We start from the raw sequence: 20,373 nt of genomic DNA on the forward strand, positions 1-20,373 counted from the left end.
TCAAGGGGCTGAACGAGTCAGCTGGCGTGACACCTACGGGGACTGGCTCAGCGGACGAAACTGCATCCACAACACAGAGTGACACGGCTGCTGGGCCGAACGTGTCCGGCCGCGATCTGGCGCGGCAGGCCCTGGCCGCCGCACGGGCGAAGGCCGAGGCGAGGGGTGTGGAACCCGGCGTACGGAAGCGTACGGCAGGGGCCTCCGGCCAGAATCCGCGGCGCCGCCGTTGGTCCGGACCAGGCGCCGACCCGCGTGACCCGCAGCCGATCGGCCGCGTGATGTCGCGGCTGGCGACCGATCGTGGCTGGTCACAGCGCCTCACCGACGGTCAGGTTTTCGGCCAGTGGGCGAAACTCGTCGGTGAGGAGGTCGCTGAGCACGCCCAGCCGGTCTCCCTGAAGGACGGTGAGCTCACCGTCCGCGCCACGTCCACCGCCTGGGCCACCCAGCTACGCCTGCTGCAGGGGCAGTTGCTCACCAAGATCGCCGTCGCCGTCGGGCACGGCGTCGTCAAGCGGATGCGTATCCATGGGCCCACCGCACCCAGCTGGCGCAAGGGCGCCAGGCACGTCTCCGGACGAGGTCCCCGCGACACGTACGGCTGAGCCTGCCAGAGAGCCCCGGCCACGAGATCGGCTGGGCGCGTGGGCCCAGTAGACGCTGAGATCTGAACGCGCCGTGATGCCTCGACATAACGCAGAGCCAGGTCGGCACTCGTCCGGGTTTGAGTTCGTGGCTCTGTGAGGAAATCAGGGGTGTCCTTGCCGCACCTGAGCGGAGGTGGCCAAGTAGAATAGACAGGGAGCGGGGATCCCTTGGGCGAGACTGAGGAGAAAGCAGGCCTGTGGCAGCCAAGCAGAATGACTACAACGCGTCCTCCATCACCGTGCTCGAGGGGCTCGAAGCCGTCCGGAAACGTCCCGGGATGTACATCGGCTCGACCGGCGAGCGCGGTCTGCACCATCTGGTGTGGGAGGTCGTGGACAACTCTGTCGACGAGGCGATGGCGGGGTTCGCGACCAAGGTCGAGGTGACCCTGCTGGCCGACGGTGGGGTGCGGGTGGCCGACGACGGCCGCGGCATCCCGGTCGAGGAGCACCCGGTCCACAAGAAGCCGACGCTGGAGATCGTGCACACGGTGCTGCACGCGGGCGGCAAGTTCGACAGCGAGAGCTACGCCGTGTCGGGTGGTCTGCACGGTGTGGGCGTCTCCGTGGTCAACGCACTTTCGGCCGCGCTCGACGTCGAGGTACGCCGCGACGGCAAGACCTGGCGTCAGCACTACGACCGGTCCGAGCCGGGCGAACTGATCGAGGTCGGCGAGACCAGCGAGACCGGCACCACCACCACGTTCTGGGCGGACCCGGAGATCTTCGAGACGACCACGTACAACGCGGAGACGGTCGCACGGCGCCTGCAGGAGATGGCCTTCCTGAACAAGGGCCTCTACATCAGCCTGCGCGACGAGCGGGTGACCGAGGAGGACGCCGAGTCCGACGTGGATGGCCAGCAGGCCCGCGTCAAGGAGCGCGCGTTCCACTACCCGGGCGGGCTCGAGGACTTCGTCAAGCACATCAACGGCAGCAAGGACCCGATCCACCCCAGCGTGATCTCCTTCGACGCGAAGGGTGACGGCCTCGAGGTCGAGGTCGCGATGCAGTGGAACAACTCGTACACGCCGTCGGTGCACACGTTCGCGAACACGATCAACACGCATGAAGGCGGTACGCACGAGGAAGGCTTCCGCGCCGCGCTGACCCGTGTCGTCAACGCGTACGCGCGTGACAAGAAGCTGCTCAAGGATAAGGACGAGAACCTCTCCGGCGAGGACGTGCGCGAGGGCCTCGCGGCGATCGTGTCGATCAAGCTCGCCGAGCCGCAGTTCGAGGGCCAGACCAAGACGAAGCTCGGCAACAGCGAGGCGAAGTCGTTCGTCCAGACCAAGACGAACGAGTGGCTTGCGGACTGGTTCGAGCGCAACCCGAGTGAAGCCAAGACGGTCATCAACAAGTCGGTCGCGAGCGCGCAGGCGCGGATGGCCGCGCGGCGCGCGCGGGATCTGGTGCGCCGCAAGGGTGCGCTGGAGATCGGCGGCCTGCCGGGCAAGCTGAAGGACTGCCAGTCCACCAACCCGGAGGAGTGCGAGCTCTACATCGTCGAGGGTGACTCGGCCGGCGGCTCCGCCAAGGAGGGCCGGGAGTCGCGGTTCCAGGCGATCCTGCCGATCCGCGGCAAGATCATCAACGTGGAGAAGGCCCGGATCGACCGGGTGCTCAAGAACAACGAGGTCCAGTCGCTCATCACCGCGCTGGGCACCGGTATCCACGACGATTTCGACATCTCGAAGCTGCGCTACCACAAGATCGTGCTGATGGCCGACGCCGACGTGGACGGCCAGCACATCCGGACACTGCTGCTGACGCTGCTGTTCCGGTTCATGCCGCAGCTCATCGAGCACGGCTACGTGTATCTCGCCTGCCCGCCGCTGTACAAGATCAAGTGGCCGCGGTCGGAGCCGGAGTACGCCTACTCCGACAAGGAGCGCGACGGTCTGCTCGCGGCCGGCGCCGAGGCCGGCCGCAAGCTGCCGAAGGACGACGCGATCCAGCGCTACAAGGGGCTCGGCGAGATGAACGCCGAAGAGCTGTGGGAGACCACGATGGACCCGGCGCACCGGCTGCTGCTGCAGGTCACGCTCGACGACGCGGCCGCGGCCGACGAGCTGTTCACCGTGCTGATGGGTGAGGACGTGGAGGCGCGCCGCACCTTCATCACCCGCAACGCCAAGGACGTTCGCTTCCTCGACGTCTGATCGAAGCCTCCACTTAGCACTGTCCACTCGAGAAGGACCTCATGACGGAAACCTTGCCGCCGGATCACGACCGCACCGAGCCGGTCGACATCCAGCAGGAGATGCAGCGCTCGTACATCGACTACGCGATGAGCGTGATCGTGTCGCGGGCGCTGCCGGACGTGCGCGACGGCCTCAAGCCGGTACACCGCCGCGTGCTCTACTCCATGTACGACTCGGGTTTCCGGCCGGAGCGCGGATACAACAAGTGTTCGCGCGTCGTCGGCGATGTCATGGGCAACTACCACCCGCACGGTGACTCGGCGATCTACGACGCGCTCGTGCGGCTGGCCCAGCCGTGGTCGCTGCGGTACCCGCTGATCGACGGCCAGGGCAACTTCGGCTCGCCGGGCAACGATCCGGCGGCCGCGATGAGGTACACCGAATCGCGGCTGGACCCGCTCGCGATGGAGATGCTCCGCGAGATCGACGAGGAAACCGTCGACTTCTCGGACAACTACGACGGCCGCACGCAGGAGCCGGACGTCCTGCCGTCCCGCATTCCCAACCTGCTGGTCAACGGCACCTCGGGGATCGCGGTCGGGATGGCGACCAACATCCCGCCGCACAACCTGCGGGAGGTCGCCGAAGGTGTCATCTGGTCGCTGGACAACCCGGAGGCGAGCGAGGACGAGCTTCTCGCCGCGCTGCTCATGCGCATCAAGGGCCCGGACTTCCCGACGAAGGGCCTGATCCTGGGCACCTCCGGGATCGAGGAGGCCTACCGCACCGGCCGTGGTTCGGTCCGCATGCGCGCGGTGGTCGAGGTCGAGGAGGACGTCAAGGGCCGCACGACGCTCGTCGTGACGGAACTGCCGTACCAGGTCAACCCGGACAACCTGGTGGAGAACATCGCCTCGCTCGTGCGCGACGGCAAGATGACCGGCATCTCCGACATCGCCGACGAGTCGAACAGCCGTCGCGGGATGCGGATCGTGGTCACGCTCAAGCGGGACGCGGTCGCGAAGGTGGTGCTGAACAACCTCTACAAGCACACCCAGCTGCAGTACAACTTCGGCGTCAACATGCTGGCCTTGGTCGACGGCGTGCCGCGCACGCTGCGCCTGGACCAGGTGGTCCGGCATTACGTCAACCACCAGATCGACGTCATCGTCCGGCGGACCCGGTACCGGTTGCGCAAGGCCGAAGAGCGGGCCCACATCCTGCGTGGTCTGGTCAAGGCGCTGGACATGCTCGACGAGGTCATTGCGCTGATCCGGCGGTCGCCGACCGTCGAAGAGGCGCGCACCGGCCTGATCGAGCTGCTGGACATCGACGAGATCCAGGCGACCGCGATCCTCGACATGCAGCTGCGCCGGCTGGCCGCGCTCGAACGTCAGAAGATCATCGACGAGCTGGCCAAGATCGAGGTGGAAATCGCGGACCTGCGCGACATCCTCGACAAGCCCGAGCGGCAGCGGCAGATCGTCAAGGACGAGCTGACCGAGATCGTCGAGAAGTACGGCGACGAGCGGCGCACCCAGATCATCCCGTTCGACGGGGATGTGTCGGTCGAGGACCTGATCGCGGTCGAGGACGTGGTGGTCACCATCACGCGCACCGGCTACGCCAAGCGCACGAAGACGGACCTGTACCGCTCGCAGAAGCGCGGCGGCAAGGGTGTGCAGGGCGCGCAGCTCAAGCAGGACGACATCGTGCAGCACTTCTTCGTGTGCTCCACGCATGACTGGATCCTGTTCTTCACCAACAAGGGACGCGTCTACCGCGCGAAGGCGTACGAACTGCCCGAAGCGAACCGCGCGGCGCGGGGTCAGCACGTCGCGAACCTGCTGGCCTTCCAGCCGGACGAGGAGATCGCCCAGGTCATCGAGATCCCGAACTACGAGGTCGCGCCGTACCTGGTGCTCGCCACCCGCAAGGGCCTGGTCAAGAAGACCAAGCTGACCGACTTCGACTCGAACCGTTCGGGCGGGCTGATCGCGGTCAACCTGCGCGAAGGTGACGAACTCGTCGGTGCCGTGCTCGCCGGGCCCGAGGACGACCTGCTGCTGGTCTCGGCGGAAGGACAGTCGATCCGGTTCCACGCGACCGACGAGGCGCTGCGGCCGATGGGCCGGGCCACCTCGGGTGTGCTCGGCATGCGGTTCAACGACGGAGACGAACTGCTGGCGCTGAACGTGGCCGTGACGGACAAGTTCCTGCTGGTCGCGACCGACGGCGGGTACGCGAAGCGGACGCCGATCGAGGACTACCCGGTCCAGGGCCGTGGCGGCAAGGGGGTGTTGACCATCCAGCACGACCGGAAACGTGGCAGGCTGGTGGGCGCGCTCATCGTCGACGAGGACGACGAGTTGTACGCCATCACCTCCAACGGCGGGGTCATCCGGACCGGTGCCGAACAGGTGCGCAAGACGGGCCGGCAGACCAAGGGCGTGCGGCTGATCAACCTCGCGGAGGGCACTACCCTCCTGGCGGTGGCACGCAACGCCGACGAGCCCTCGGACGTCGGTAATGGTGAAGGCAACGGCAACGAGACCGAAGCACAGGCCCAGCAGCCTGAAGCGTGAGGATTATTGAGTGACTTCGCCCGAGAACCCGGAATCGACCACGGCCGCCGGTGACAAGGCGACGCCGCCCTGGCAGCGGCTGAGCAAGGACAGCGGCAACGGTACGGCCGAAAGTGCCACGCAGTGGCTCCCGAGCGGCCAGCCCGGCGAAAGTGTGCTTCACTCGGAAAAAGGCGGTGGCAACCAGACGGTGGTCACCGGCACCGCGGCGGCCGGGCTGTTCGGCGGTTCGGCCGACTCACGGGAGGACGTACTAGGCGGGCTGAGGGGGCAGGAGACGGTGACCGTGCCGGGCACCGCGACCAAGGGCCGCGGGACACCGAGCGCGCTGCGGCGCCCGGGCCGAGGCCCGCGGCGAGCCAGCCTGCAGGTCAAGCGGTTCGACCCGTGGTCGGTGCTGAAACTGTCCCTCGTACTCGGCGTCGCGATGTTCTTCGTCTGGCTCGTCGCGGTCGGCGTGCTGTACACGGTGCTCGACGGCATGGGTGTCTGGGACAAACTCAACGGCACCTACTCGTCGCTGGTCTCCGGTGACGGCACCAGCAGTTCCGCCCAACCGCTCATCAGCGCGGGCCGCGTGTTCGGCATCGCCGCCATCCTCGGCGCGATCAACATCGTGCTGCTCTCGGCACTGGCCACCGTGAGCGCGTTCATCTACAACGTGTCCGCCGACCTGGCCGGCGGCCTCGAAGTCACCCTCTCCGAACGGGAGTAGCGGGCATCCTGTAGGCTTTTCTCGTTCCCGGGGCCCATAGCTCAGGCGGTTAGAGCGCTTCGCTGATAACGAAGAGGTCGGAGGTTCAAGTCCTCCTGGGCCCACCTTCCCGGTGTCCTTATCTCTCCCGGGGCGACCCCCCGGACCCCCGCGGTGCGTGCTCCTCGTCCTTGGCGGGCGCTGGGCGCGAGTTGTGTTGACCAGCATTCGGTTTCGGTTTGCCCACTGTCTGTGACCTGCGGTTCTTGTGTGGTGTGACGGTTACGCTGCGGCGGGTGATCTTGGTGTGGCCTCGATTACGTGACACCTGATTGCTTTTCCGCGCTTGGTTAGTGTCCCTGATGGGGCAGTGACGAGCGACGGGAGTGTGTGATGTTCGGCCGCCTAATGCGGAGGGATGGCCGGCAGGGGGAGCCGGTCACGTTCGACTCCGGTGCCGGGTTGGTGAGCGCGCGTGTGCGCGACGAGAGCGGGCGGCCGCTGGCCGGCGCCGAGATGGTGTTGCGGCACAAACGGACGCAGCGCACCGCGCGGGCGACGGCGGACGGCTTCGGGCTGGTGGTGAGTACGGTCTCGGCGGGGTTGTACTCGGTGTCGATCAGCTCCGGCGGGTACCGCGAGTCCGTGCACACGGTGGAGGTCATCAGTGGCGACCACACCGCACTCGGCGAACTCGCGTTGCAGCCCGACGCGAGCCTGCGGCTGCCCGAGCCCGGCGAATGGCTCATCGACCAGGACCACACGTCGGTCCAGTTCGTGGCCCGGCACATCGGGTTGTCGCGCGTGCACGGCCGGTTCACGGATTTCCGCGGCAGCATCAACGTCGGCCACCGGATCGAGGACTCCTCCGTCGAGGTGATCATCGACGCGGCCAGCATCGACACCGCGTCCGCCCAGCGCGACGAACATCTGCGATCGGCGGATTTCCTCGACGTCGAGAACTACCCGAGGCTGCATTTCTTCAGCAACCGCATCCAGCGTGCCGCCGGTGACCGCTGGTTCCTCGACGGCACGCTCAACCTGCGCGGAGCCAGCCGCGGCGTCCGGCTCGAGGCCGGCTATCTCGGCCTCCGCTCGTGGAACGGCGACCGCCTCGGCGCCCGCGCGACCACGGAACTGCACCGCGAGGACTTCACCATCAACTGGCAGCAGACGCTGGCCAAGGGACTGGCGGTGGTCGGTTCGACGGTGGAGATCCAGTTGGACATCCAGGCGGTGCGCGGCTGAGTCACGCCACGTCGGCGACGACGCACGCCACGTTATCGGCGCCGCCACCGCGATTCGCGCGCTCGACGAGTTCGCGCACCGCGGCGGCCGGGTCAGGGATGCCGGTCACGATCTCGCGCAGGGCCTCGAAAGTCAGCGCGGTGTACAAGCCGTCTGAGCACAACAAGTAGCGATCACCTGGCTCAGCGTCGCGTAACTCGACATCGGGCTGGGCTGCCTCGCCACCGTGGAGGGCTTTCACCAGCAGGGCCCGCTGCGGGTGCGAAGCGGCTTCGGCGGGGGTGAGGCGACCTTCGTCGATCATCGACTGGACGACCGTATGGTCCTGGGTGATCTGGCTCAGCTGTCCTTCACGCAGCAGGTACACCCGCGAATCTCCGATATGGACCAAGGCCAGCTGGGAACCGGACCAGAGCATGGCGGTGAGCGTCGTGCCGACGTTCTCACCGAGTTCGCGCACGGCCGAGCCGGCGCTTTCGACCGCGTCCGACAGGGCGTTGAGAAGCTGGCCGGCGGGCACGGTCGCGTCCAACGGTTTGAGCGCATCGATCGCGGCGGCGCTGGCGAGGTGCTCCTCGGACTCGGCGCCGAACCCATCGGCGACGGCGAGCAGGTGCGGGCCCGCGTACGCGACGTCTTGGTTCGACTCCCGAACGAGGCCGCGGTCGGCGCGGGCGGCGTACCGCATGGTCAGTGACGACGACATGATCGCTTCCTTTCTCGACAACTGTTCGATGAGGAAGGAAGCCAGCCTCGCCCGTGACCGGACCTCGGCCTCGACTTCTTGCCAGTACACCGCGATTTCCCTTGCGGCGTCAGCATTTTCGAGCTCGCAAACGGTCTTGATCCGCGCGAGCGGCATGCCGAGCCGCCGGAGCCAGGCGACCAGCCGGGCACGTTCGAGCTGCTCCGGCGAATAGAAGCGGTAGCCGGAAAAGGGATCGACGGACACCGGCCGCAGCAGCCCGAGCTCGTCGTACAACCGCAACGCCTTCGGCGACAGGCGGGCAGCCCGTGCGAAGGCCCCGATGGTCAGCAGTCCCATGCTCGCCCTCCTCATGCCGTCAACCCTGCGGTCTGCCCTGAGGTCAAGGTCAACCATGGTTCCACGTGGAACGGGTGTCACTGCCGGTGTCTCCGGCGGGTCCGGTAGCATCTTGAAGTCAGCGGAAACGTCGAAAAAGGGGCTTCAGGGTGAAGAAGCTGTTGGCGCTCGCGGTCGTCGCGGGTGGTGTGCTGTTCGTCATCAAGCGCAACAAGAACGCCAAGACCGAGGGCGACGTCTGGCGCCAGACCACGGCCTCCACGGACAAGCCGCTGGGCGCCGTCTCGACCAACGGCACCGCACCGGCCCACGCCGCGGGCGCCGGCCACAACAACTGAACTTCGCGCGGGTCCGCCCGCGCTCCGGGGCTGTAGCTCAATTGGTAGAGCACTGCCTTTGCAAGGCAGGGGTCAGGGGTTCGATTCCCCTCAGCTCCACGGAGCCATGCCGTATCCGGAGAACACCGATAACCACTTCGTTATCGATCCGGACAAGTACGACTTCTACGTGATGGACTGCTACCGGCACGTCGGCGAAGACCGCCTGGCCAGTGCTCTCGCCTCTGAAGTCATCCGGTCAAGCACCGACGCTCACGGGCGCCGCGCTCAGAGTCCGTCGCCCGGATGGCCGTTCGCGCTTTACCGATCGGAGCGGATCTCACGCCGAACGTGCACGTTGAAAGCCTGGAGAGCCTTCACGACATCCGCCTGCTCTGGCACGTTCTTGTCCTTCCTCTGCCATGCAAAACTTGCGGGGGCGCTGGCGGATTCGCGTGTCTCGTCACGACACAGCAAATGCATGATCGACCTGCCGGTCTGCAGCTTGTCCTGCCATGCCACGCGGTCCGCTGGAGTGAGGCGGCTCTGGTCACTGCTGTCGCGCTGGGATTCGTAGAGGTGCGAAACAGCGGCGATGAGGTCTGCCGCGCTCTTCAACTTCTGTTCCCGCAGCCAACTCCGGTGTTCGTTGCGGCTTTTGAGCCAGGCGCCGAGCAACACGCCAGCCAAGCTGACGGCCGCCCCCACAACGCCCGCCAATATGTTCCACACGCAACCCACCCACTTCACTAGACTCCGACGGACCCGATCTTTGTACCCCAACGTGGCCTGGTGGGGAGCTGTCGGCAGTGGCTGACCCGCTTCCCGAAGCAAGGGCCGATCCTGCCTTTTCAGCGGCGAGGTGCCTGACTGTGGTTGAGGCGGTCGGTGAGGAAGGCGAGGATCTCATCCCTGGCCTTAAGCGTGGGATGTCCTTCCTCGTCGACGAGGTGGGCGGTGACGACGCTGTGGGGGGACCCGACCACGTCGCGTAAGAACGGGGGCGAGTTGGTGTTCGCGAAACTGCCTGGCAGGACGCGACCGTCGAAGGCGTCGCCGAGGAGTGCTTGGTAGGCGGCGAAGCGTTGGCCGGTGCACCAGCGGTCGTTGTCGAACCGGTAGGCGAGAACCGTCAGTCCATCGCGCGTGATGCGATCACGGACTGCGTGTGCGTCCTCGTCGCTGATCTCGAGTCCGGCCGCGTCGTCAAGTGGCAGTGACGGGTGGTTGACCACCGGCGCGATGACGGCTGGCTCGAGTGCCATGGTGAGTGCGAAGTTGCCGGTGAAGCACAGACCGATCGCACCGACTCCCGGGCCGCCGCATTGGGCGTGGGCCTGGCGTGCGAGCCCGCGTAGCCACACCGTGACGGGGCTGGTGCCGCCCTTGGCGAAGGCGCGGAACTCGGCGCTGACGCACGCGCGACGCACAACCTCGCGACCACCCTCGAGGGTGGGATAGGCGCCGTCGGTCCCGAAGAGCGAGGGGAGGTAGACGGTCAAGCCGGCATCCCGCACCCACCGCGCCAGCCGAAGGACGTCAGGGCTGATGCCTGGCATCTCCGGCATCAGCACCACGGCGGGCCCGGAACCGGCGACGTACACCGTCTTGACCACCCCGTCCACGTCCACTTCTCGACGGGAGAAGTCCGTGATCGCGTCATCAAGGCGTCGGTTGCCAGCGCTCATGCCGACAGCGTGCCCTGCTGTGCCGCACGAGGCGATAGGCCAGATCGCCAAGTATCACGGTAATCTCGCCAAAGACGTGGTGGTGAGGAGGCGGGCGTGAGCGCACTGCGGATTGGTGTCCTGGCTTATCCGGGTTGCTTCGCATCCGAGGTGTTCGGCGTGCCCGACCTGTTGACGATGGCCACCCGCATTGCTGGTCCGGACCACGCCGGATACGAGGTGTCGATCTTTTCGCCGCGCCGTCGCGTCGTCGCATCGGGTGGTGCGGCGTTGGCCGTCTCTCCGCTGCGCGAGGTAGACGTCCTTGTCGTACCGGGGTTCGAACTTTCGCCGGGCCTCGACGTGGACGCGAAGCTTGCGTCGCTCGCCCCTGAAGTTGCGGCGATCCGCACACACGCGACCGCAGGCAATGCGCTGGTGTCGATCTGTGTCGGTGCGTTCCTGCTTGCCCAGGCAGGAGTTCTGCAGGGCCGCCGGGCTACGACGGCATGGCTATTCGCGGACGACCTGGCTCGACGCTGTCCTGACACTGACGTGCGCTCCGAACGTCTCGTTGTTACCGACACGGGGGTGACGACGACAGCGGCCTTCAGCGCTATGTACGACTTCGCGCTGGAACTGATCCGCGAACACAATGGTGCCCGCGTAGCACGGACGACCGCGCGGGTGGCGCTCGTCGACGACGCGCGATCGTCCCAGACTCCCTACGTTGACGCGGACCTTCTTCCCCAGCCCGGAAACGAGTTCTCCCGCAGGGTCATGCGATGGCTCGACCAGAACCTTGCGGCCCGATACGACCTCGTCGCGCTGGCCGGAACCTTCAATGTCAGCACTCGGACGTTGCTGCGGCGCTTCGCCGACGAGACAGGCCAGAGTCCGCTCGACTACCTGCAGGCGTCGCGCGTCCGTCGCGCCCGCCACCTGCTGGAGACGACAGGTCGAACGGTCGCCAGCATCTCCACCGCGGTCGGTTACCGGGACGCCGGCACCTTCGCGGCTCTGTTCGCCCGGCGTACGGGACGCCGCCCAAGGGACTACCGCGCAGCCTTCCGGCAACCTTCCCCTCGGCGCGACGATGAGTTCTTCGCCCGGGAGAAGTCTGTACCGCCATGACGACACACATCCTCGAAACCCCCGAAGCGGATCTCGCCTACGACGTGCACGGACCGGCCGGCGAAAACCCGCCGCTGGTCATGATCGGGCACCCGATGGCCGCTGACGGTTTCGGCGCGCTGGTCTCCTACGTTCCGGATCGCACGGTGGTCACCTACGACCCGCGCGGTATCGGCCGGAGCATCCGCAAGGACGGCCGCGCCGACCACGACCCGACCGTCCAGGCGCGCGACGTGCACGCGATCATCGGCGCGCTCGGCGCAGGGCCGGTCGAAGTGTTCGGCAGCAGCGGCGGGGCGGTGACCGCGCTCGCGCTCGTCGCGGCGTATCCGCGTGACGTGACCACCCTGGTCGCGCACGAGCCGCCGCTTGTCCCGGTGGTTCCGGACGCCGAGGCGGCCGAGCGGGCCCGCGCGGGCGTCCGGGATGCGTACGAGGCCAAGGGCTTCGGCGCCGGAATGGCGGCGTTCATCGCGATGACCTCGTGGCAGGGCGAGTTCACCGACGACTATTTCGCCCAGCCGCCGGCAGACCCCGCCCAGTTCGGGCTGCCCGACAGCGACGACGGCACCCGGGACGACCCGCTGCTTTCCGACCGGTCCTGGGCCCTGAGCAGCTACCGCCCCGACATCGAGGCGCTGGCCGCGGCGCCGACGCGCGTCGTGATCGCCGTGGGCCAGGAGTCCGCGGGCGTCTTCACCGGACGCGCCGGGGCCGCCACGGCCGCACTGCTCGGTCAGCAGCCGACGGTCTTTCCCAGCCACCACAGCGGTTTCCTCGGTGGTGAGTCCGGGTACGCCGGCCAGCCCGAGGCGTTCGCGCGAAGGCTCCGCGAGATCCTCAGCTGACCTCGTCCAGGATCGCCGCCAGCTCGGCCGGGCGGTCGAACATCGGCCAGTGCGAGCCGCCGAGCAGATCCCGGTGGTCCCAGTCGCCGTTCGCCATATGCCGGAACGCCGGCACGGTGGCGGCCATCGCCCTGGCCTGTTCCGCCGGGAAGCTGCACATCACATGCAGCCGCGGCAGCTTCTCCCAGGCGCCGGTCAGCCGCGCCGGGCTGGTCGCGGTGGCCCACGGTTGGGGGACCGATAGCCGCGTGAGCCGCTCCGCGTCGGGCAGTTGCGACCAGGACGGGGGCGGCAGCTGCCAGCCGTGCCCTTCCGTGCGCACCAGTTCGGCGTCGGCCGCCTGCTGCTCCGGCGGGGTGAATTCGGTCTGCGACATGCCGTCCGGCAGCGGTCCGCTGTCGATGAACACCAGCCGCCGGATCCGGTCCGGCATCCGGTCGGCCACGCTCGGGATCACCACCGCACCCGCGTAGCTGTGCCCGACCAGCACCACGTCGTGCAGTTCCTCGTAGCGGATCAGGTTGAGCACATCCGTGACGTGCGTTTCCAGGTCGATATCGGGTCCGGCCAGATGCACCCGCTCGCCCAGCCCGGTGAGGCTGAGCGGGTGGACTTCGTGCCCGCGCGAACGCAGGTCAGCCGTGACCGGGTGCCACGCCCAGGCGCCGAGCCAGAAACCGGGGATGAGTACGTAAGTCGACATGGCACGTACGGTAGGTCCAATACTGGACAGGATCCGCCCGGTATTGGAGAAAATTCATGCCCCGACCGACCGCCCGAGTGCTCGCCCTGCTGGAGATCCTCCAGGCGGGCGGCACCCGCACCGTCGCCGATCTGGCCGGCCGGCTCGGCGTGGACGAACGCACCGTCCGCCGCTACGCCGGCCACCTCGTCGATCTGGACATCCCGGTCCGATCCGTGCGCGGCCGCTACGGCGGCTACCGGCTCGCCCCCGGCTACCGGATGCCGCCGCTCATGCTGACCGACGAGGAGGCGCTTGCCGTGGTACTCGGCCTGGTTGCCGGCCGGCGAGCGGGGCTGGTCACGACCTCGGTCGCCGCGATGGAGAGCGCGACCGCCAAGGTGCGCCGCGTACTGCCCGAGGCGCTCGGCCGCAGGCTCGACGCCCTGCTGGCGACCGCGGATTTCACCGCCCCCGCCCGTCCCGTCGTCACCGCGGAAACGGGCGTGCTGCTCACACTCGCGGAGGCCGCGCGGGATCGCCGGCCGGTTGCGCTCAGCTACACGGCCTGGCGTGGGCGGCGCAGCGAGCGCATTCTGCATCCGTACGGGATGGTCGCCCACTCCGGCCGCTGGTACGTGACCGGCGCGGATTCGGACAGCGGTGAGGTGCGCACTTTCCGCCTCGACCGGATCGAGACCGCCTCGACGCTGGCGGGTTCGTTCGAGGTGCCCGCGGGGTTCGATCCGGGAGCCCGGGTGCTGTCCGGGCTCGCGGAGGTGCCGTACCAGCACGAGGTGTCCGTTCGCGTCCAAGGCACGGCCGGCGAGGTCCGCTCCCGGCTCCCGGCTGGAACGGTCACGATCGAGGAACTGGACGACGGGTGGGTGCGCGTCCGGTTGCGGGCGCAGCGGCTGGAGTGGGTGCCTTCCGTGCTCGCCTGGCTGAACCTGCCCTTCGCGATCGAATACCCGGACGCCCTGCGCGAGCACGTGCACGCGGTGGCCGCCCGCCTGGTCGCGAGTGCCCGCTAGGATTCTGCGGTGACGTGGACCGCGCCTGAGATCCAGTTCGCCGGTGGTTCGACCGCGGCGGACGAACGCACCATGCTCGCCGGGTACCTCGCCTGGCATCGCAGCGTGCTGCTCACGAAATGCGCGGGCCTGACCGGCGAGGAACTGGCCCGGCGCACGGTCCCGCCGTCCACGCTTTCCTTGCTGGGCCTGATCCGCCATCTGGCCAAGGTCGAGCGCATCTGGCTGCGTGAGCGGTTCGCCGGTGAACCGGTCGAACGCCTGCACCCCGGCACGGACACCGACTTCGACGAGGTGGACGCGGCGAAAGCCGCCGAAGACTACGAGCGGCTGCTGGCGGAGATGCGGACCGCGGACAAGATCTTCGCCGGCGCGGCGCTCGACGACACCTTCACCCACGAAGGCGAAACGTTCTCCGTCCGCTTTCTCTACCTGCACCTGATCCAGGAGTACGCGCGGCACAACGGGCATGCCGACCTGCTGCGCGAGCGGACCGACGGGGCCACCGGAGCTTGAGCAAGCGGCGCAGGCAAACCGGCCCGATGCCCGGCGAGTACCCGGTGCGGTTCGGCACCGCGGAACTGCTCGCCGACGCCGACCATCCCGGCGGCTGGCTGCTCAGTGTGGACGGCATCGCGCAGTCCTATGTGGACATCGACGATCCGGAGCACCTGGAGTTCGAGTACGTCCGTCGGATGGGCGATGTCATCGACTGCCTCGGCGATGGCAGGGAACCCCTGGAGGCCCTGCATCTCGGCGGCGCCGGCTGCACCCTGCCGCGTTACGTCGCGGCGACCCGGCCGGGTTCGCGCCAGCTCGTGTTCGACGCCGACGGGCCGCTCATCGAACTCGTTCGCGAGCAACTCGACCTTCGCAGCGTGCCACGCCTGCGTGTCCGGATCTCTGACGGCCGCGCCGGTGTCGCCACCCGCCACGACGACACGGCGGATCTCGTGATCGTCGACGTCTTCAGGCAGGCGAGCATGCCCAGCGACATCGCGACCCTCGAGTTCACCCGCGACGTCGCCCGCGTGCTGCGCCCGCCGGGTGCCTACCTGCTCAACGTGGCCGACGGGCCCGGCCTCATCTTCACCCGCCGGGTCACCGCCACCGTCGCGTCCGTGTTCGGCGAGGTGCTCCTGCTCGCCGAACCGGGCGTGCTGCGCGGGCGCCGGTTCGGGAACGTCGTGCTCGCCGCGTCCGGGACCGAACTCCCGGTGCAGGCCATCGCCGGCCGGGCCGCTTCGGCCGCGTTCCCGGCGAGGTGCGTTGCCGGCGACGACCTGAAATCCTTCTACGGCAAGGCGAAACCTCTCACCGACGCGGACGGGATGGCCGCTCCGATGCCGCCGCCGAAGATACTGCGGCGCGGAGCGTCCCCTTGAGGGGTGGTGGTCGGGTGAGGGGCTGGCGCTAGGACAGGAGTTCCCGGAACCGGTCCGCGGAGACGTTGCCGCCGGAGATGATCGCGCCGACGCGCTTTCCGGTCACCCGAACCTTTTCCGTCAGCAGCGCGGCGACCACGGTGGCCCCGCTGGGCTCGACGACCAGCTTCATCCGGTCGAACAGGAATCGCATGGCGTCGCGGATCTCGTCGTCGGTCACCGTCACGACATGCGACACCAGCCGCTGGTTGATCGCGAACGTCTGCTCGCCCGGCTCGTTCACCGCGAGCCCGTCCGCGATCGTGCGCGGCACCTCGATTCGCACCCGCCTGCCCTCGGCGAACGACCGCTGGTGATCGTCACCGGCGGCCGGTTCCACACCGACGAGTTCCACATCCGGCAGCAACGACGTCGCCGCGACGGCCGTGCCCGCCATGAGACCGCCGCCGCCCATCGGGGCCACCAGCACGTCCACCGCAGCGGCGTCCTCGATGAGTTCGAGCGCCGCGGTGCCCTGGCCGGCCATCACGTCCGGATGCTCGTACGGCGGGATGATCGAATACCCGTGCTGCGCCGCGAGTTCCGCGGCCAGCGTGCTCCGGTCCGCGGTGTAGCGGTCGAACCGGCGGACCTCGGCACCGTACCCGAGCACGGCGTCCACTTTGGATTCCGGCGCGTCCTCGGGCATCAGGATCGTCGCCTTCGTCCCGAGTATCGCGGCGGCGAGCGCGACCGCCTGCGCGTGGTTTCCCGACGAGTACGCGCACACACCCAGCGCCAGTTGCGCACCGGACAGCCGCGACAACGCGTGGTACGCACCGCGGAACTTGAACGCACCCATGCGCTGGAAGTTCTCGCATTTGAGCAGCACCCCCTGCGCGCCGGTACGGGCGTCGAGCGTGCGGGAGGTGTGGATCGGCGTCCGGTGGGCCTGCCCGGCGAGCCTGCCGGCCGCCGCGCGGATGTCCTCGATGTTCACCCCACCATCGTGTCGGCTACTCAGACCCTTTGTCGACATGATTCACTGTGGGACCTATGCGCCGGCTCGTGCTCGCTCTCGGGACCATCGCCGTGGTGGCGACGGGCTGCTCGCAGCCGCCACCGGCACCCAGCCCGAGTCCGGCGCCCCCGGCCCCCGCGCAGCCGCTGCCCGATCCACGGCCGGCCGGCACCGGGCCGTGCCCGTACCTGGCGACCTCCTTCGTCGCCGACGCCAACGGGCAGCACGTCTCGAAGGTCCAGACCTCCGGCGGCCAGCCACCCTCGTGCTTCTTCTACGCCCTGAACGGGAAGCTTCAGTTGACCGTCCAGGTCTACGTCGGCGAAGCGGGCGTCGCCAAGGCGCTCGTGGACAAGGCGGCCCCGATGACCAGCAGCAACCCGGCGAACGAACCGGCAGGCTGGCGGGGTGGCTACGAGCGGACCGACACCGGAGCCGTGTACGCGGTGTCGAAAGCCGGAGCCGCGGTCGTGGTCACCACGAACCAGAAACAAACGGTCAAGGCGAGAACCGTTGCGAAGCAAACAATTTCCGCGCTCGGCCTTTAACACCCAGTGGCTGAAGGTGCAACTCGAAGCTGTACTACGCTTGCCCCCACCTGTGGCCGGGGAGGACCAGCCGCCGTCGGCGTGCAACGGGCCGCAGCGAACTCCGTGTACCTCGAAGTGAAGAAGGACAGACACCCGTGGCTGACACCCTCAAGGAAATCCTGCTCGACTCCAGCAGGCGTCCGGCCGTCGTGACCGACCTGGAGACCCTGGTCGACGCCGAGGTCTCGGACAAGAGCGGCGTTTCAGGTGCCGTCATCAAGACCGGTTTCGCGGCGGTCAAGAAGATCAAGCCGGGCATCATCGGTTCCGCCGTCGACACCCTGCTCGACGACTTCGCCGCGACCCTCGAGCCGTTCTACGCCGACTTCAAGGGCAAGGGCGGCGGCGACTTCGGTGCCTACCTGACCGGTCGCGGCGACGAGGCGGCCGACGCGCTGCTCGGCGTCACCGACGCCCGCGCCGAGAGGAGCAGCCGGGACAGCATCAAGAAGGTCTACTCGAAGCTGCGCCCGAACGGCAAGAAGAACGTCGAGGAAGCCCTTCCCCGGCTCGGCCAGCTGATCGACCAGCACGCCGCCAAGGCCTGACCGGCGGAAACACCGCGAGGCCGCCCTCGGGAACTCCCGGAGGCGGCCTCGACGGTTCGTACTAGTTCTTCTCCGCCGGAGAAGGCGTGGAAACCTGACCGTTCGCCGCGTGCTTCGGCTCCGCGGGCGCGGGTGCGGCCTGCGGCGGCTCCGTCGCGACCGGCGGCTGCTCCTTCGGGCGCAGTGCGTACGCCGCACCGGCGGCGACCAGGCCGATTCCCACCAGCCACGGCCAGCGGCGGCGCTTGCGCTCGCCCTTGGCAGCGGTCTTGGCCTCGGCGAGCGCGGCCTTGAACTCCTTCTTCGCGTCCTTGAAGTCGCGCTTGGCCTTGCGCTTGGACTCGCCGGCCGACTTCGCGGCCTTGACCGCGGCCTTGCGCGCCTTCCGGCCCGGCTTCCGCATCTCGGCGAGCCGGGCGGCCGCCTCCTTGCGTGCCTCCTCGCGGGCCTTCTTGAGCTCCTTGCGGGTCTCGCTCGACCTCTTGGCGAGCTCCTTACGAGCCTTGCGGCCACGCTTGGCCGCTTCCTTGCGGACCTCTTCGGTGTTCTCAGCGAGCAGTTGCTCGGCCGCCTTGCCGGCCTCCACGGCACGGTTACGCAGGCCTCGCAAGCCGGTCCTGACCGGCTCGCCGACCGAGTCTGCGGCTCGGGTCATGGCCTTCACCTCGTCAATCGTCGGGTTTCGTTGTCTTTCCCGTCATCTATCCTGCCCGTTTCCGGCGGATCCCGCTGCGGATGGCACGATGAGGCGCGTGACTGAGAGCAATGAATCCCTCGTTGGTGCGAAGGCCAAGGCCGTTCTGCATACCAACCAAGGCGACATCCGGCTGAATCTCTTTCCTGATCACGCGCCGAAAACCGTGGCCAACTTCGTCGGCCTCGCCGAAGGCACGAAAGAGTACACGCAGCCCAACGCGAAGGGTGAGAAGTCGGGCCCGTTCTACGACGGCTCGATCTTCCACCGGGTCATCTCGGGCTTCATGATCCAGGGCGGTGATCCGACCGGCACCGGCCGCGGCGGGCCCGGCTACCGGTTCGACGACGAGTTCCACCCGGAACTGCAGTTCAACCGCCCGTACCTGCTCGCGATGGCGAACGCGGGCCCGGGCACGAACGGTTCGCAGTTCTTCATCACGGTCGCGCCGACGACCCACCTGAACTTCAAGCACACGATCTTCGGCGAGGTCGCCGACCAGGAGTCGCGCAACGTCGTCGACACGATCGCCAACACGGCGACCGGCAGCGCCGACCGCCCGCTCGACGACGTGGTGATCGAAAAGATCGACATCGAGCGCTGACGCCCGCAAAACGGCATGGAGGCTAGCTTGTGTTTTGAAGCGGCGGAGCCGCTTGCGGTGGGCAAGCAACCGGCGCCGCCGCGGGTTCTCAGGTGGGGCCGCCTGAGGTTCCGCCACGCAAACCACTTCAAAACAGTCTTAGCCTGGAAGTACCGTGAACCAGCCTCCATCACCAGAGACTCCACCGACTGCGCTGCCCGGCTGCTGGTGGCATCCCAGCCGTCCGACCGGGTTGAGCTGCGTTCGCTGCGGCCGTCCCGCGTGCCCCGACTGCCTGCGAGAGGCGGCCGTGGGCGCGCAGTGCGTCGACTGCGTGCAGGCCGGCCGCCGCCAGGACGCCGGGCAGCGCCGTCAGCATCGCGCCGTGGGGTACGGCGCGCGCACGTTCGTGGGCGCCCGCCTGTCCAACCGGCTCGTGGTGACGCCGGTCCTCATCGCGCTCAACGTGCTGGTCTACGGGATCACCGCGGTCGAGGCCCGCAGCCCGCTGAACAACCAGGTCTCCGACCTGTTCGGCGCGTGGGTGCTGTGGCCGCTCGCCGTCGCGGGCGGTGAATGGTGGCGCCTCGTCACCTCCGGGTTCCTGCACTTCGGGCCGCTACACATCGCGGTGAACATGTTCGCGCTGTGGATCATCGGCCGCGAGCTCGAAGTGGCGCTGGGCAAGGCCAGGTACGTCGCGCTGTACGCGATCTCGCTGCTGGGCGGCGGGATCATGGTGTACCTGTTCAGCGCGGTGAACGGGCCGACGGCCGGTGCCTCCGGCGCCATCTACGGGCTGCTCGGCGGCATGCTCATCGCGGTACTGCGGCTGAAGCTCAACCCCGGGCCCGTGATCGGCACGATCGTGCTGAACCTGATCATCACGGTGTCGCTGCCGAACATCTCGCTGTACGGGCACCTCGGCGGGCTCATCGTCGGCGCGCTGGCGACGGCGGCGCTGGTGTACGCCCCGGCGAAACACCGGGTCGCCTGGCAGGTGGGCGCGCTCGTCCTGCTCGTCGTTGCCCTGGTCGGGCTGTACTTCTACCGCGACGCCCAACTGGCGAACGTGGTCTGCAGCGGTGCCGGAGCCCAGATGGAGTGCTCACCGTAACGCGCTGAGCACGTCCAGCACGTCGATCGGGTCGGCGCCCAGCTCGAGCCAGCCGAACACGAACAACTCGTCGCCTGCCGAGATCTCCAGGGTCTTGCTCTCGCGGCCGAGGCGTTTCGTGCTGCGGAGCGACGTATGCGCCTCCGGCCAGCTGAACCGGTGCTCCCCGCGCATCGTTCGGATGCGCAGGCCTTCGACGTCCGCGGCGAGTCTGGGACGCACGAGCAGCCCGTGCGCCGACAGCGCCGCCAGCACCACGGCCGCGACCCCGAACAGCACTGCGCCAGCCTTCTGGCCGTAGAGGAAGGCGCCCGCCAGTGCGACGAGCGCGCCGAGCAGCCCGACCGCGACGAGTGCCGGTCGGGGAGCCCAGCTCGCCGAAGAGTTATCCACAGGGGTTATCCA

At 68.2% G+C, this 20,373-nt stretch carries 22 protein-coding genes and 2 tRNA genes; 17 read left to right on the forward strand and 7 right to left on the reverse strand.

The annotated features are described in order from the left end of the window. Positions 1 to 101: 101 nt before the first annotated feature. The 6 genes from FG385_RS09345 (at position 102) to FG385_RS09370 (ending at position 7,324) form a co-directional block, all read left to right on the forward strand. Positions 102 to 608: a DciA family protein gene (locus FG385_RS09345; RefSeq protein WP_139096244.1), complete on the forward strand. Its 507-nt coding sequence runs from the start codon at positions 102 to 104 to the stop codon at positions 606 to 608. A 239-nt stretch (positions 609 to 847) separates the two neighbouring features. Next, positions 848 to 2,815, forward strand: coding sequence for a DNA topoisomerase (ATP-hydrolyzing) subunit B (gene gyrB, locus FG385_RS09350; RefSeq protein WP_139096245.1), 1,968 nt, complete (start codon positions 848 to 850; stop codon positions 2,813 to 2,815). Positions 2,816 to 2,856: 41 nt separating this feature from the next. After that, positions 2,857 to 5,382 (forward strand): DNA gyrase subunit A, encoded by a 2,526-nt coding sequence (gyrA, locus tag FG385_RS09355; protein WP_139096246.1) that lies wholly within the window; start codon positions 2,857 to 2,859, stop codon positions 5,380 to 5,382. 10 nt (positions 5,383 to 5,392) lie between these two features. Next, positions 5,393 to 6,097: a DUF3566 domain-containing protein gene (locus FG385_RS09360; protein ID WP_139096247.1), complete on the forward strand. Its 705-nt coding sequence runs from the start codon at positions 5,393 to 5,395 to the stop codon at positions 6,095 to 6,097. 30 nt (positions 6,098 to 6,127) lie between these two features. Next, positions 6,128 to 6,201 (forward strand) — tRNA-Ile (locus tag FG385_RS09365). Positions 6,202 to 6,541: 340 nt separating this feature from the next. After that, positions 6,542 to 7,324 carry a YceI family protein gene (locus tag FG385_RS09370; RefSeq protein ID WP_235022475.1) on the forward strand — a complete coding sequence of 261 codons (783 nt, stop codon included), beginning with the start codon at positions 6,542 to 6,544 and terminating at the stop codon, positions 7,322 to 7,324. 1 nt (position 7,325) lies between these two features. On the opposite strand, the gene FG385_RS09375 is transcribed toward FG385_RS09370, so the two are convergent. Further along, positions 7,326 to 8,369, reverse strand: a complete 1,044-nt coding sequence (locus FG385_RS09375) for a MerR family transcriptional regulator (protein ID WP_139096249.1) — start codon at positions 8,367 to 8,369, stop codon at positions 7,326 to 7,328. Between the two features lie 149 nt (positions 8,370 to 8,518). Between FG385_RS09375 and FG385_RS09380 the strand changes: the two genes are divergently transcribed. Together FG385_RS09380 and FG385_RS09385 are read left to right on the forward strand one after the other, a co-directional pair. Next, a complete protein-coding gene (locus FG385_RS09380) occupies positions 8,519 to 8,707 on the forward strand; it encodes a DLW-39 family protein (RefSeq protein ID WP_139096250.1) in 189 nt (62 codons plus the stop codon). A 26-nt stretch (positions 8,708 to 8,733) separates the two neighbouring features. Continuing rightward, positions 8,734 to 8,806, forward strand: a tRNA-Ala gene (locus FG385_RS09385). A gap of 201 nt (positions 8,807 to 9,007) precedes the next feature. Here FG385_RS09385 and FG385_RS09390 read toward each other — a convergent pair. Both FG385_RS09390 and FG385_RS09395 read right to left on the reverse strand, forming a co-directional pair. Continuing rightward, entirely contained in the window at positions 9,008 to 9,418 is a 411-nt protein-coding gene (locus FG385_RS09390; RefSeq protein ID WP_139096251.1) for a hypothetical protein, read from the reverse strand. Between the two features lie 119 nt (positions 9,419 to 9,537). Next, positions 9,538 to 10,374 carry a dienelactone hydrolase family protein gene (locus tag FG385_RS09395; protein ID WP_139096252.1) on the reverse strand — a complete coding sequence of 279 codons (837 nt, stop codon included), beginning with the start codon at positions 10,372 to 10,374 and terminating at the stop codon, positions 9,538 to 9,540. A gap of 96 nt (positions 10,375 to 10,470) precedes the next feature. On the opposite strand from FG385_RS09395, the gene FG385_RS09400 reads away from it, so the two are divergent. Both FG385_RS09400 and FG385_RS09405 read left to right on the forward strand, forming a co-directional pair. Continuing rightward, entirely contained in the window at positions 10,471 to 11,487 is a 1,017-nt protein-coding gene (locus tag FG385_RS09400; RefSeq protein ID WP_139096253.1) for a GlxA family transcriptional regulator, read from the forward strand. Then, the gene (locus tag FG385_RS09405; protein WP_139096254.1) at positions 11,484 to 12,335 is read left to right on the forward strand and encodes an alpha/beta fold hydrolase; all 852 of its coding nucleotides are present in this window, start codon (positions 11,484 to 11,486) and stop codon (positions 12,333 to 12,335) included. The genes FG385_RS09400 and FG385_RS09405 overlap by 4 nt, the downstream gene beginning before the upstream one ends. Here the strand turns inward: FG385_RS09405 and FG385_RS09410 are convergent. Continuing rightward, the gene (locus FG385_RS09410; protein ID WP_139096255.1) at positions 12,328 to 13,038 is read right to left on the reverse strand and encodes an alpha/beta fold hydrolase; all 711 of its coding nucleotides are present in this window, start codon (positions 13,036 to 13,038) and stop codon (positions 12,328 to 12,330) included. The two genes, FG385_RS09405 and FG385_RS09410, sit on opposite strands and share 8 nt — an antisense overlap. Before the next feature lie 56 nt (positions 13,039 to 13,094). On the opposite strand from FG385_RS09410, the gene FG385_RS09415 reads away from it, so the two are divergent. The 3 genes from FG385_RS09415 to FG385_RS09425 are packed head-to-tail and all read left to right on the forward strand — an operon-like array spanning position 13,095 to position 15,436. Beyond that, the gene (locus FG385_RS09415) at positions 13,095 to 14,051 is read left to right on the forward strand and encodes a helix-turn-helix transcriptional regulator (protein WP_139096256.1); all 957 of its coding nucleotides are present in this window, start codon (positions 13,095 to 13,097) and stop codon (positions 14,049 to 14,051) included. A gap of 9 nt (positions 14,052 to 14,060) precedes the next feature. Next, positions 14,061 to 14,567 carry a DinB family protein gene (locus FG385_RS09420; protein WP_235022476.1) on the forward strand — a complete coding sequence of 169 codons (507 nt, stop codon included), beginning with the start codon at positions 14,061 to 14,063 and terminating at the stop codon, positions 14,565 to 14,567. A 26-nt stretch (positions 14,568 to 14,593) separates the two neighbouring features. Further along, on the forward strand, positions 14,594 to 15,436 hold the full coding sequence (locus FG385_RS09425) for a spermidine synthase (protein WP_139096257.1): 843 nt from the start codon (positions 14,594 to 14,596) through the stop codon (positions 15,434 to 15,436). 28 nt (positions 15,437 to 15,464) lie between these two features. On the opposite strand, the gene FG385_RS09430 is transcribed toward FG385_RS09425, so the two are convergent. Next, the gene (locus tag FG385_RS09430) at positions 15,465 to 16,454 is read right to left on the reverse strand and encodes a pyridoxal-phosphate dependent enzyme (protein WP_139096258.1); all 990 of its coding nucleotides are present in this window, start codon (positions 16,452 to 16,454) and stop codon (positions 15,465 to 15,467) included. Positions 16,455 to 16,471: 17 nt separating this feature from the next. Between FG385_RS09430 and FG385_RS09435 the strand changes: the two genes are divergently transcribed. Next, the gene (locus FG385_RS09435) at positions 16,472 to 16,984 is read left to right on the forward strand and encodes a DUF2020 domain-containing protein (RefSeq protein ID WP_139096259.1); all 513 of its coding nucleotides are present in this window, start codon (positions 16,472 to 16,474) and stop codon (positions 16,982 to 16,984) included. A 137-nt stretch (positions 16,985 to 17,121) separates the two neighbouring features. Continuing rightward, positions 17,122 to 17,574 (forward strand): DUF6918 family protein, encoded by a 453-nt coding sequence (locus tag FG385_RS09440; RefSeq protein WP_139096260.1) that lies wholly within the window; start codon positions 17,122 to 17,124, stop codon positions 17,572 to 17,574. Positions 17,575 to 17,635: 61 nt separating this feature from the next. Here the strand turns inward: FG385_RS09440 and FG385_RS09445 are convergent, their stop codons facing one another. Further along, on the reverse strand, positions 17,636 to 18,229 hold the full coding sequence (locus FG385_RS09445) for a hypothetical protein (protein ID WP_139096261.1): 594 nt from the start codon (positions 18,227 to 18,229) through the stop codon (positions 17,636 to 17,638). An 88-nt stretch (positions 18,230 to 18,317) separates the two neighbouring features. Between FG385_RS09445 and FG385_RS09450 the strand changes: the two genes are divergently transcribed. Then, complete coding sequence (locus FG385_RS09450) at positions 18,318 to 18,872, forward strand: peptidylprolyl isomerase (protein ID WP_139096432.1); 555 nt, start codon at positions 18,318 to 18,320, stop codon at positions 18,870 to 18,872. 289 nt (positions 18,873 to 19,161) lie between these two features. Beyond that, positions 19,162 to 19,968, forward strand: coding sequence for a rhomboid family intramembrane serine protease (locus FG385_RS09455; RefSeq protein WP_327436826.1), 807 nt, complete (start codon positions 19,162 to 19,164; stop codon positions 19,966 to 19,968). On the opposite strand, the gene FG385_RS09460 is transcribed toward FG385_RS09455, so the two are convergent. Continuing rightward, positions 19,960 to 20,361, reverse strand: coding sequence for a PH domain-containing protein (locus FG385_RS09460; protein WP_139096263.1), 402 nt, complete (start codon positions 20,359 to 20,361; stop codon positions 19,960 to 19,962). The genes FG385_RS09455 and FG385_RS09460 overlap by 9 nt on opposite strands. Between the last annotated feature and the right edge of the window lie 12 nt (positions 20,362 to 20,373).

It is taken from the genome of Amycolatopsis alkalitolerans (assembly GCF_006152065.1).
Taxonomy (GTDB): Bacteria; Actinomycetota; Actinomycetes; order Mycobacteriales; family Pseudonocardiaceae; genus Amycolatopsis_E; species Amycolatopsis_E alkalitolerans.